The following is a 12,998-nucleotide window of genomic DNA, read 5'->3' as shown; positions in this document are numbered from 1 at the left end:
CTCGATCAAGTCATTTAAATCGAAAAGAAGATGTGCGGAATTGTAGCATACATTGGAAATAAGCAGGCCTACCCTATTGTAGTGAAAGGATTGAAGCGGCTTGAATATAGAGGGTATGATAGTTCGGGTGTAGCGCTAATAGACGGCAACCAATTGAACATTTATAAGAAAAAGGGGAAAGTCTCGGAGCTGGAAGCCATCATGGCCGACAAACCAACGACTTCGACCGTGGGGATAGGCCATACTCGGTGGGCCACTCATGGGGAGCCCAATGACCGTAATGCACACCCCCATTTCTCGAACGACCACTCCTTGGCCATCATCCATAACGGGATCATAGAAAACTATGGGGCGATAAAACAAAACCTACTTAAAAAGGGACACCAATTCGCCAGTGATACCGATACGGAGGTACTGATCCACTTTATCGAAGAGATCCGCAAAGAGACTGGGGAGAACCTCGAAGGAGCGGTTCGTATCGCATTAAAAGAAATTGTAGGGGCCTATGCCATCGTGATTCTTGACCGTGATGCCCCACAGCAGCTGATAGCCGCTCGCAAAGGAAGCCCACTGGTGATAGGGCTAGGAGTAGACGAGTTCTTTTTCGCCTCCGACGCTACCCCCATTATAGAGTACACCAAAGATGTGGTATACCTCGACGACTACCAAGTAGCAATGGTACGGGACAATAAACTGACCATTAGCGACCTAGACAACCTTCCTACCATTCCTTATATTCAAAAGCTCGAAATGGAACTCGCCACCATAGAGAAGGGGGGCTACGATCATTTTATGATCAAGGAGATCTTCGAGCAACCACGTTCTATAGCCGACAGTATGCGCGGTCGGCTCATAGCCAGTGAAGGACACCTTCAACTGGGGGGACTAGAGAACTATATGAACAAGCTCGCCCAGGCCGACCGAATCGTGATCGTAGCCTGCGGAACATCCTGGCACGCTGGACTAGTGGCTGAGTATCTTTTTGAAGAGCTGGCCCGCATCAATGTAGAGGTGGAATATGCATCCGAGTTTAGGTATCGTAACCCAGTCATTGGCGAGAATGACGTGGTGATAGCCATCTCCCAATCGGGAGAGACCGCCGATACCCTAGCGGCCATAGAACTCGCCAAGTCCAAAGGGGCTACCATTTTTGGAGTTTGCAACGTGGTCGGTTCGTCCATTGCCCGTGCCACCCATGCCGGAGCCTATACCCACGCTGGGCCCGAAATAGGAGTTGCTAGCACCAAAGCCTTTACGGCCCAGGTGACCGTACTAACCCAAATGGCCATTGCCGTGGCCAGACGTAAAGGCGCCCTCACCGAAGACACCTATAGGCAGCTGCTCATTGAGCTAGAGACCATACCGACTAAGGTGCAACAGGTATTTGAATACGCCGACAAAATCAAAGAAATCGCCTTTATATTTACCTATGCCCGCAACTTCATCTATTTGGGAAGGGGGCTCAATTTCCCCGTGGCCCTAGAAGGCGCCCTAAAGCTGAAGGAAATCTCCTATATCCATGCAGAAGGATACCCCGCTGCCGAAATGAAACACGGGCCAATCGCCTTGATCGACGAAGATATGCCCGTGGTCTTCCTAGCCACCAAGGATGGATCCTATGATAAAATTGTATCCAACATTCAAGAAGTGAAGGCCAGAAAAGGCAGGGTCATCGCCATTATTACCCAAGGTGATACACGGATACCAGGCATGGTCGACTTCGTTATAGAAGTTCCTCAGGTACATGAGCTTCTGACCCCCTTGGTATCGGTTATCCCTCTACAGTTGCTGTCCTACTACATCGCTGTCATGCGGGGACGAAACGTGGATCAGCCCCGAAACCTAGCCAAATCGGTGACCGTCGAATAATGTTCAGCATGGGGCCCGGAATTGTTCACTCAATTATTTTTGAGAGTCAGCACGGGCCCCATTTCAATAAAAACCCAAGGATTTCGTTAGCTTTGTGACTTGTCAGATGGCTTAAAATGAAATTCACACCTACTTATTTTTACACCATACTTTGGGCTTGCCTCATTCTAGTAGCAGGCTGTGGCCAGCAAAAAGAGGCCTACTATGCCCCCAAACCTAAGGGCTATAACCGGCTTAACTTACCCGCACACCGGTACGTGAAAGTCGATAAAAAATACCCCTATCAATTCGACGTATCAAGATGGGCCCAAGTCCTTCCCGACACCTTCAAAACGGCTGGCAAAGACTGGATCTTCATTCATTACCCCGATATAGACGCTAATATTCAGATCACCTACAAGCCTCTGAACGGAAACCCTACCCTTTTGCATCAATATATAGACGACAGCTATAAGCTCGCAGCAAAGCACCAGATAAGGGCCTCCTCCATTCAAGAACAACGCGTACTGTCGAAAACCGGCAAAACGGCCATCATTTTCAAGATAGAAGGCCCCGTACCAAGCCCGTATCAGTTCTATACCACCGACAGCAGCCGCCATTTTTTGAGAGGTGCCATCTATTTTCCGACTGCGGTAAAGAACGATTCGTTGGCTCCTGCCATCGACTTTATCCAACAAGATATGGTGCATCTACTCAACACCTTAACTTGGAACTAAAACACCTTTAGCTTATTGTCTTCGAGCAATTTAACCCGTATCTTTGATAGGCGCATCATCTTATAAGTTACCCGGTCATGGCTAAAAAGCTCCCTAAAAACCAGCTCCCGTTGGATTTCTCCGTACATGCAAACCGTATTGTACTCCGCCTAGGCCAGCTACAACACCACCCATTGGCCGACGATTTATTTCAGCGACTCGTCCAGAAAGAGTGGATCATAGAGCCTCCAGGTGAGGTGGCCGACATATCGTTTGCTCAGGATATTGTAGCCCATATAGGCCATAAACTCCCTTATCCGGAGGGAATGAAGATCGCCCAGCTCCATGGATGTGAGGCTGAATTCAAAGGCTTTTCCGCCATTTTTCAACAAAAAGGGTGGATTTTCGTCAATGCCGCCACCGAAGCAACGGAGCGCAACTACCAGATTCACCTACTTACCGTATCCCTGGGCCTACACTCCCTTTATACCACAGCAGAATCTCTCTTTAATAGATCCGAACAGCTTGTTTTTGAGGCTTTACTTCCATTAAAAGAGGTGGAAAGTTTCTTTAGGAAGGATATCGTCAAGATTCCCGAATTTCTGGCCTCCGACATTGCGACTTTCTTTCGAGTCCCCTTTCCCATGGTTCTTAAACGGGCATTGCAACTCCGTTTAATTTCCGATGAGCAGTACCGGAATTTTATGACCATCAATCCCGAGTCCGGTAGAAAACCTAGGGAATTGTTTGTTTCGGACGACGGGACTATGGACGACCTAGAAGCTCAACTTTTTTCGGAAGAATAATTTCTAATTTATAGAAGGCAGTACGGTACAGGATGGCTCTTTCAATAGCACATTGCATCTTTCAGGGTAATTTATGGACAAATTCCATTTCTAGAATTTTTTAAAACCATCAATACCTCGTGCAATGCAAGCAATTTTAGGTGTTATTTTTCATTTTTTTGGAGGCTTTGCCTCTGGCAGTTTTTATATACCTTACAAAAAAGTAAAGGGATGGTCTTGGGAGAGTTACTGGATAGTGGGAGGCTTATTTTCCTGGCTTATTGTCCCTCCCGTAGCGGCTTATCTCACCATTCCTGACTTTTGGGACATCCTGGCTCATGCCAGTGATACCGTCATTTGGGTCACCTATATCTTTGGTGTTCTTTGGGGCATTGGCGGCCTTACCTATGGGCTCGGGGTACGCTATCTGGGGGTCTCCTTGGGTAGTAGTATCATATTGGGCCTATGTTCCGTTTTTGGGGCCCTTATACCCTCTATTTACTATTATTACGTCCCTACTGCTGGCAAAGACTCTATATATGACCTGGTTACCAACACCTGGGGACAGATGGTTCTCCTAGGCCTCTTGATCTGCGTGATAGGCATCGTAATATGCGGCTGGGCAGGATCAATGAAAGACCGAGACCTCAAGGGGAAAGGAACCGATCTGCCAGAAACAGAATTCAAATTGGGGTTGGGACTATTCGTGTCCATTATTTCGGGTATACTTAGTGCCTGTTTCGCTTTCGGTATTGATTCCGGCAAGTCCATGGCCGAAGAGGCCAACCATCTCTGGCAAAATATCAATCCCGGAGCGGGCGAATTTCTATATCAAAACAACGTTACCTATATCGTCATCATGCTCGGCGGGCTTACCACCAACTTCCTCTGGTGTATGTTACTGAACTACCGCAACAAAAGCTTTGGCGACTATACCAACCCCAAAACACCCCTGGCTTCAAATTATCTTTTTTCAGCCTTGGCCGGCACCACCTGGTTCTTACAATTTTTCTTCTATGGCATGGGCGAAAGCAAGCTAGGTAATGGTCCTAGTTCCTGGATTCTCCATATGGCATTTATCATTCTAGTGGCCAATGCTTGGGGCCTCATCCTTAAGGAATGGAAAGGAGTAAGCCGTAAAACCTTATCCACCATTATTTATGGAATATTGGCCATCATCATCTCCATTTTGGTGGTAGGATATGGAAATTATTTGCACGAATAAAGCCTTGTACCCAGCGTATTTCCGTATAAATTAGGTTTTCGATCCCGATCAGATACCCCTAAATACTAAAATCAACATTAAGTTTTTATTGTGAATTTTATCAATCTATTTAATAATTTGGGTAAAACAGTTTAATAAGGCATATTTGATCCTGCATCTGGCCATGGCAAATGCGGTACAATCATCATTATACCCGCAACTGAATGTTGATAAAGTTACTACTGTTCTGCTTGTTACTCATTGGTATCGATGTTTGTGCTCAGGCACAAACATCAGCTACACAATGGCAATCCAGTTTGCAAATGGATATTTACGCCAATGAGCGGACGCATGCCCCATTCTGGTTCACAACGAACCGGTATGGCACTACACCAGAAGGATCTGTAGCTTCCTCTGTTCGGTTAAGATGGAGCCGTCCCTATCAGAAGATCGATAGCAGCCAAAAGTGGGATTACACCATAGCCCTGCAACCGGTTCTTAACCGGAGCCTTGGGAATTTTGGCCTACTATTGCCTGAAGCCAACGCTGGCATTAGCTACGGACCGTGGGAACTCCATGTAGGAAGGAGTCAAGCCCAAGTAGGACTATCCGACAGCACCCTATCTTCTGGCAACTTTATTCAGTCGGCCAACGCCCTTCCAAGGCCACGGGTCCTGTTATCGAGCAGAAATTTCGTCCCTTTGAGACCTTGGAACCAGCTCTTTTCCATCAATATGGGCTTTGGAGTTGGAATTAATAACGACGATTATATTAAAAAATCATATTGGCATCAGAAGTATCTTTATCTCCAAATTGGCCAATCAAAACACCCTTTCAAAGTGTTCTTGGGGACTCATCACCAGGTCATATGGGGAGGAGAGGCCGAGTACCTCAAATCCCGCCCCGACATCGCATTGGATGGAAAGCTCCCCTCATCACTCCGTTATTGGAACAACATACTACTGGGGACTAAGCCCAAGGCATCGGCAAACTTAACGGCCTTCGATCAGGACTACCGCATCGGAAACCATATGGGCACCTACGAGCTCGCCCTACAATGGAATAGCCCTAAAGGAATGGTCCTGTTTTACCATCAACACCCCTTTGAAGATGTTTCGGGTGCCGCCCTCCAAAATATTCCCGATGGGCTGTATGGACTATCCTGGAAGCCTCAAAGGTCGCCCTACCGATTTCCTGCCATCCGCAAGTTGGCGTTCGAATACCTCCATACGCTTTCACAGAGTGGAAGTACTTTTTTACGAAACCATTCCATATTTCAGGGAAATGACAACTACTTTAACCATTCGCAATATGCGCAGGGCTGGACCTATCGACAGCGAAGCTTAGGCTCTCCATTCCTGCTTCCACGCACCGAAGTTACCGAAGAGGTGAGCAGGAGTCACCCCTATTATTTCCCAAATACGCGGATTCAGGTATGGTATTTGGCCGTAAAGGCCGACTTGATGGCCGACCTCCACATGGCCTGTAGGATATCCTATTCCCGCAACAGAGGCACTAACGACTCCCCTATAACACCCGCCATACCACAAACTTCTGTATTATTAACTTCCGAATGGCTATTTAACAAACGTTATCTGACCCAGCTTAAACTCGCTTGGAGCCTAGATCGGGGACGGCTCCTTGACCGCAATTCGGGCCTGCGGGTTTCCCTACTACAGCCATTTTAACGGACTACAGGAGCTTCTTAGGAAAATAAAAAATAAACCACCCTGAGGATAGTAACTTAGGACTTGAGAAACGTACCCCTGTTGATACGAACCAGGATATATAGATTACTTTAAAGATATGAAACATTCAGAAGGCAGCTTTGGCCACGACCTCGATTTTTTACAAAAACATCAGGATACCATTCTCTTACAAGCGGCTGATAACCCCAAAGCCATGGTCGCTGTGGCACCCGACTACCAAGGCCGGGTGATGACCAGTACTGCTGGAGGAAAGGAAGGGAATAGCTATGGCTGGATCAACTACGAGCTTATTGCTTCGGGTGCACTCGGCCCACATATGAACGCCTTTGGTGGGGAAGATCGGCTCTGGCTCTCTCCCGAAGGCGGACAATTTTCCCTTTACTTCGCACCTGGCAGTTCCTTCGATTTCGAGCATTGGCAAACTCCCCCCGTTATCGATTCGGAGCCCTTTGAACGCCTGGAAAGAAATGACGAAATGGCGAGCTTTTCCAAGCGTGCCGCCCTTAAAAATCACTCAGGAACACCATTCGACATTGAGATATATCGCAAAGTTCGAATCCTCAATCACAAGGACATTCAGAACACCTTTACACTGGCTAACCTAGCCAACTTGGAGGTAGTAGGATATGAATCCACCAATGCGCTTACCAATCATGGAGCCGACTGGGCTCCGTCTACCGGGGCCATTGGAATATGGATTTTAGGCATGTTTAAACCCTCAGCCACTACGACCATCATAGTCCCTTTCGATGGTAATATACAAAATGGGCTCACAGCCGATTATTTCGGCCCCATCCCCTCCGACCGACTGGTGGTGGCCGAAAAGGCATTATTTCTTCGGGCCGATGGGCAATATAGGAGTAAAATCGGGCTTTCACCCTCCCTGGCCCATCCGATCGTTGGAAGCTACGACCGGCAACAAGGCTTGCTCACCATAGTGACTTATGACTTAGATAAGAATGGTGCTTACCTCAAGTCGACCTGGGAGCACCACACCCACCCTTATGCAGGCGATGTGTTAAACGCCTATAACGATGGCCCACTAGAGGACGGCAGCCAAATGGGCCCTTTTTATGAATTGGAATCCAGCTCGGCCGCTCACTTCCTAAATAAAGGAGAAAGACTCAGCCACAGGCATAGAACCTATCACTTCAGTGGAGCCCACGCCCTATTGGAGCCCATAGCTCAACGGTACTTGCAAGTTTCTCTTTCCTCCCTCCCCTTCTAAAAACGCATGGAACAATCCCCCTGTGTACCAAGGTCAATAAATACCGCACCAACCCCTAACGACGACCGACCCACCCGCCACCTGTTGCTTGGCGAGGAGCCGTACCCGATGATGATCCGAAACGTTTGGAACGAAGTCCTTATATAAAATTTGTGAGCCTTTGGTTGGCATTGACTATTTTTGCAAATTATTAAGTAAATAAGCGTCTACAATGAAAACCATTCCTTTACACCAGATACACGTTGATCTGGGCGCCAAAATAGTCCCATTTGCTGGCTTTGAAATGCCGGTACGTTATAGCTCCGATATGGACGAGCACCATGCCGTTCGCAATAACGTGGGTGTATTCGATGTATCACATATGGGGGAGTTTACCCTCAAAGGCCCTGGAGCCCTCGCTTTGATACAGAAGGTGTCGGCTAACGATGCTTCGGTATTGGTAGATGGCAAAGTCCAATACAGCTATTTACCAAACGAACAAGGAGGAGTAGTGGACGACCTGCTGGTGTATCGCATCAAAGCCGACGAATACTTGCTGGTAGTAAACGCCTCTAATATCGAGAAAGACTGGAACTGGATACAGCAATATAACACAGAAGGTGTGACGATGGAAAACATCTCGGACAACACCTGCTTATTCGCTATTCAAGGGCCTAAAGCCGCTGAAGCCATACAGCCACTCACTGCGGTGGCCCTAGCCAATATGCCCTATTATACTTTTCAAATAGGCGACTTCGCCGGTGTACCCGACGTTCTGATATCCGCTACCGGCTATACCGGGTCAGGAGGTTTCGAAATATATGTCCCTAACGACCATGCAGAAAAGGTATGGAAGGCCATTTTTGAAGCTGGTGCTTCTTTAGGAATTCAGCCCATCGGCTTGGGGGCAAGAGACACACTGCGCCTAGAAAAAGGCTACTGTTTGTACGGCAACGACCTGAATGACGAGCGCTCCCCTTTACAGGCAGGCCTTGGCTGGGTGACCAAATTCAGCAAAGATTTTGTCAATAGCGAAAGCTTAAAGAAAGAAAAAGAGGCTGGGATCAAACAGAAGTTGGTTGGGTTTGAAATGATAGACAGAGGAATTCCTAGGGGGCATTATGAACTCTGCGATGCCGAAGGGCTTCCGATTGGGGAAGTAACATCGGGCACCCAGTCGCCTACGCTTCAAAAGGGAATAGGCCTTGGAATGGTTCCTACTACCCTCAGCAAGCCAGGCACTCCTATTTTTGTAAAAGTACGCGATCGATTGTTAAAAGCGCAAGTGGTAAAACTCCCTTTCGTTTCTTAACTCATTTTTGATCGTATATCCACATTATTTTTCCAGTAACAAGGCCCCAAATTAATGAAACAACTAGATGTTTGTTTAACTCCTGAATTATTACACCTACATAACCTATCCAACTCCATAGTCGTGGTGGCGGATATTTTTAGGGCTACCTCCTGTATGGTAACGGGCCTAGCCTATGGGGTCAAGAGCATTACCCCCGTTGCCACCCTTGAGGAGTGCCGCCTATTGCAAGAAAGAGGGATGATAGGTGCTGCCGAACGGAATGCTAAAAAAGAGGAGGGTTTTCAGTTGGACAACTCGCCTTTTAGCTACATGGCCGATAACCTTATTGGCGCCGAAATTGCCATGACAACCACCAACGGGACTTTGTCGATCACTAAAGCCAAGGCAACGGCTGTAAAGGTATTGGTAGGATCTTTCTTAAACTTAGGCGCCTTAGCCAATTATTTAAGGTCGGAAGTTTACGATGTTACCGTCCTTTGCGCAGGCTGGAAAGGCCGACCTAACCTTGAAGATACCCTCTTCGCTGGTGCCTTGGCCGATGCACTTCAGGAACAATTTATGCTACTGGAAGATGGCACCCTGATGGCCCAGCGGCTGTACCAAGAAAGTAGACACAACCTTTTGGCTAGCGTAGCGAACTCGTCCCATGTACGTCGCTTGCAGCGGCTAGGAATACAAAAGGATATCTCCTACTGTCTTCAAACCGACCTATACGACATCGTTCCCGTATTGAGAGGCGGCAAGTTAATTGCGATGCCCTAATTACCTTACACTTTCGTTTTGAACTATCCATACCTTGTTCCATGAATCGTTACCCATTGCTGTTGCTAATCTATGTGTTGCTGGTGAGTAGCGCACAAGCCCAGTCGCCGGCGGTCTCTACTTCCGACACCACCCAAATAGTAACCGAAAAGGAGGCCGAAGAGGCCTTAGAGAAGGAGCTGAAAGGACAGGCAGACACCTTATATACTTTCCAAATACAGCTTCCCTCTATGGACTTTCTATCGGTATGCCCAGGCACCACCATATCCATCCCTTTCCAACCGGTGGGGCCCTACGATGAGGACAATACATTTATAGCTCAGCTAATCGACAGCCAAGGAAAAGCGGTAGGCATTTCGAAACCATTTAAAAAAAGCCCCATACAAGCCGTAATCCCTTCATATAAAAACGGTGGTGAAACCTATAGGCTGCAGGTCGTCAGTACCATCCCCATTGCCAAGAGCAACCAAGTCGAACTGCGACTCTTAGACAAGCCACAGGCACAATTATCGGTAATCGATGGCAGCCAAACCATACGCATCATGCCAGGGCAAGAAGCTTCTCTGAAGGTGAGTTTGAGCGGTGCGGCTCCCTGGTCTTTCCAATTATCGGACAGCACGACGGTCATGCAAACGCTCTCCAACCCTCATTATGTAAGGGTGAGGCCACAAGCAGTGAAAGCCTATACGATTCAGGGTATTGCCAATGCATGTGGTAGTGGGCAAGCCAGTGGACAAGTTATCGTCAACGTCGACGACAACCCTGAACCGAAGCTTGAGCTAAAGGATTCAGATAAATATGCCAAGGTATGCAGTGGTATCCCTTTCCAAGTTCCAATTAACGCCACCGGAAAATATAATAAAGGGAATAAATTTGTAATCCAACTGGCCGATAAGAGTGGCGTATTTAAGAGTATTTCTACTCCTGATTCTAGCGGACAGCTAGTCACCCAAATTCCAGCCAGCTACAAACACGGCAATTATAAATTGCGGGTAGCCTCAACTGCTCCTGTATTGTACAGCCAAGCTACCAACATTAGCCTAGTAGAACCCACCGTTACAACCTTATTGAAGGACTCATTGCACCTAGACGAGGACCAGACCGGCGAACTCACGGTTAAGTTCAGTGGAGAAGGGCCTTGGTTCGTTCTACTTTCTGATGGAACTTACGAGAATAATATTTTGGAGTCTCCCCATAAGATCAAGATCAAACCCCTCTACAACACGGTTTACCAAATTAGCTCTGCCGGTGGCCTCTGTGGGGTTGGGACTTTTTCGGGACAAGCCAAAGTATCGGTAAAGAGCCCACCAGTGTCTATCCATATCGATCGGCTGCCGCAGAATATGGCATGCTTGGGCTCAACTATTGAAATCCCCTATAAGACCAGTGGCCGGTTCAATGCTAATAATCGGTTTGTGGTACAAATCACCGATAAAACGGGGCGTTTCGTAGACCTGCCCACCACCGTAACCCCTACCGCTATGCAGGTACAGCTAAAGGGGATTGCTCAAACGGATACGATCAAAACCCAGCTAATACGCATTATCTCCTCGTCACCGGCGGTGTCGAGCACCCAGGCTGAGCTCGACCTTATTGCCCCTAATCAAGCATTAGGCGAAGTATCGGGACAGGGGATCGTGGCGCCAGGCCAATCCAAACGGATCATGCTCAAATTCAAAAACGGCCTCCCTCCATGGTCCTTTACACTATCCGATGGAAGTAGCATCAGTGGGACTTTTCTGAACCCCTATCTGATCACCGTAACGCCAGAAAAAACTACGGAATACAAAATCAGCAGCCTTAAAAGCGGCTGTGGGACGGGGATAGGCAAGGGTAGTGCGCTAATACGTGTAGAAAAATAAAAATTCTGGATATTACCCTATCTAGCCCCTTGTTTCTATACGGAATATATGGAAATTTGCATCAACAAACTAAGTAAAAGGGCCATTACGGGCCCCCAATAAACGTCATGACAGAAGAGAAGGCGCCTTTTATAATAGGCATTACCGGAGGAAGTGCATCGGGCAAAACATATTTTATGAAATCCCTGATCGAATCCTTTGCAGAAGAGGATATTTGTCGTATTTCCCAGGATAATTACTACCACCCCATTCACCGCATCCCCAAAGACCTGAATGGGATAGAAAATTTTGATTTACCCGAAACCATCGACCACCAGTTGTTTGGGGAGCACCTCTCCCTTTTAAAACAGGGCAAGACGATAGAACATCCGGAATATACCTTTAACAACCCAAAAATAGCGCCTAAAGTATTATATTTCACCCCAAAACCCATCATTATCGTTGAAGGTATATTTGTCTTTTTCTTCCCCGAGATTGCCCGTCAAATCGACCTCAAGGTTTTTGTTGACGCCAAAGAGCATGTCAAGATAAAGCGCCGTATCATCCGTGACAATAATGAAAGGGGTTACGACCTCAACGACGTACTCTACCGCTGGGAACACCATGTAGGGCCAACTTACGACAAATTTATTGAGCCCTTACGCTATGAGGCCGACATCATTATCAATAATAATACCCATTGTGACACCGGCTTGGAGGTGCTTCAAGGGTTTTTGCAAAAGAAAATCGAAGAAAGACGCTAGCTTCATACTATTTCTTATAAAAGGGGAGTTTTATTAGGGGACAACACCATCCCAGCCGAGCGTAATCCCAAATTTTAAACCATCATCACTATACCGTGAGAACACCTATACTAACAAGGCCATTGGCCCCGTTTATTGCCTTCTTACTAAGCATAGCGTTCAACGCCTGCCAGAAGGACGATACCTTGCCTATAGATAGCTATGCCTATTATCCATTGGAACTCGGGCAATACCAGGTCTATCAGGTAGCGGAAACAACGTACTCGGCAGGCCAAACGGCCCCCGTGGTTAAGACCTGGCAGGAGAAAGACGAAGTGAGCCGTATCGCAGAACAGTCGGAATTCTCGACGACCTATATCGTAGCACGGTACACACGAAATTCTGAAGCCGATTATTGGCAAAAAACTAAGGAATATGCCATCACGAAGTCTCCCGATAAAATCCTGACAAACCTCGATAACCAAACCACCTTCTCGCTGGTGTTCCCAGTGGGCTCGGGTCTGGAATGGAATGGCAACCTATATAACAGTCAAGACCCACGGAAGTACCATTATGAGGATATTGACCAGCCTCTAGCCATTGGCGACTTGTCATTCGACAGGAGCCTGACCGTAGTAGAACGGCGCGACTCCTCGCTGATTAATAAGTACATAGGCATCAAACAATATGGTCTAGGAGCTGGGCTGGTAAGTGACCAACAGATCAACTACGAGTATTGCCAGGATGAGGCTTGTATCGGAAATTATATCATCGAATCGGGCACTCATAAGACCAGAACGATTCTAAGTTATGGTAATAACCTCTAAAATAGACACCCATCACCACATTAAATATATAAATAATACAA

At 47.2% G+C, this 12,998-nt stretch carries 11 protein-coding genes; all 11 read left to right on the top strand.

What is annotated here, in order from left to right; genetic code table 11:
* Nucleotides 1–30: 30 nt before the first annotated feature.
* The 11 genes from glmS to CLV98_RS02515 all read left to right on the top strand — a co-directional run bounded on the left by glmS (nt 31) and on the right by CLV98_RS02515 (nt 12,957).
* Complete coding sequence (gene glmS / locus CLV98_RS02565) at nt 31–1,869, top strand: glutamine--fructose-6-phosphate transaminase (isomerizing) (RefSeq protein WP_109672508.1); 1,839 nt, start codon at nt 31–33, stop codon at nt 1,867–1,869.
* Between the two features lie 116 nt (nt 1,870–1,985).
* Nucleotides 1,986–2,585, top strand: coding sequence for a gliding motility lipoprotein GldD (gene gldD / locus CLV98_RS02560; protein WP_109672507.1), 600 nt, complete (start codon nt 1,986–1,988; stop codon nt 2,583–2,585).
* A 77-nt stretch (nt 2,586–2,662) separates the two neighbouring features.
* On the top strand, nt 2,663–3,370 hold the full coding sequence (locus CLV98_RS02555; RefSeq protein ID WP_109672505.1) for a hypothetical protein: 708 nt from the start codon (nt 2,663–2,665) through the stop codon (nt 3,368–3,370).
* A gap of 124 nt (nt 3,371–3,494) precedes the next feature.
* Nucleotides 3,495–4,574 carry an L-rhamnose/proton symporter RhaT gene (gene rhaT, locus CLV98_RS02550; RefSeq protein WP_109672504.1) on the top strand — a complete coding sequence of 360 codons (1,080 nt, stop codon included), beginning with the start codon at nt 3,495–3,497 and terminating at the stop codon, nt 4,572–4,574.
* Nucleotides 4,575–4,777: 203 nt separating this feature from the next.
* The gene (locus CLV98_RS02545) at nt 4,778–6,241 is read left to right on the top strand and encodes a capsule assembly Wzi family protein (RefSeq protein WP_109672502.1); all 1,464 of its coding nucleotides are present in this window, start codon (nt 4,778–4,780) and stop codon (nt 6,239–6,241) included.
* A 118-nt stretch (nt 6,242–6,359) separates the two neighbouring features.
* Complete coding sequence (locus tag CLV98_RS02540) at nt 6,360–7,490, top strand: DUF6786 family protein (protein ID WP_109672500.1); 1,131 nt, start codon at nt 6,360–6,362, stop codon at nt 7,488–7,490.
* A 211-nt stretch (nt 7,491–7,701) separates the two neighbouring features.
* Complete coding sequence (gene gcvT / locus CLV98_RS02535) at nt 7,702–8,781, top strand: glycine cleavage system aminomethyltransferase GcvT (protein ID WP_109672498.1); 1,080 nt, start codon at nt 7,702–7,704, stop codon at nt 8,779–8,781.
* 54 nt (nt 8,782–8,835) lie between these two features.
* Nucleotides 8,836–9,546 (top strand): 2-phosphosulfolactate phosphatase, encoded by a 711-nt coding sequence (locus CLV98_RS02530; protein ID WP_109672497.1) that lies wholly within the window; start codon nt 8,836–8,838, stop codon nt 9,544–9,546.
* Nucleotides 9,547–9,587: 41 nt separating this feature from the next.
* Nucleotides 9,588–11,408, top strand: a complete 1,821-nt coding sequence (locus CLV98_RS02525; protein ID WP_109672495.1) for a hypothetical protein — start codon at nt 9,588–9,590, stop codon at nt 11,406–11,408.
* Between the two features lie 107 nt (nt 11,409–11,515).
* On the top strand, nt 11,516–12,151 hold the full coding sequence (gene udk, locus CLV98_RS02520; protein WP_109672494.1) for a uridine kinase: 636 nt from the start codon (nt 11,516–11,518) through the stop codon (nt 12,149–12,151).
* Between the two features lie 122 nt (nt 12,152–12,273).
* Entirely contained in the window at nt 12,274–12,957 is a 684-nt protein-coding gene (locus CLV98_RS02515; RefSeq protein WP_109672492.1) for a hypothetical protein, read from the top strand.
* Nucleotides 12,958–12,998: the final 41 nt, after the last annotated feature.

The organism is Dyadobacter jejuensis (assembly GCF_003149085.1).
Classification (GTDB): Bacteria; Bacteroidota; Bacteroidia; order Cytophagales; family Spirosomataceae; genus Dyadobacter; species Dyadobacter jejuensis.
This window is presented reverse-complemented; position numbering and strand designations above follow the sequence as displayed.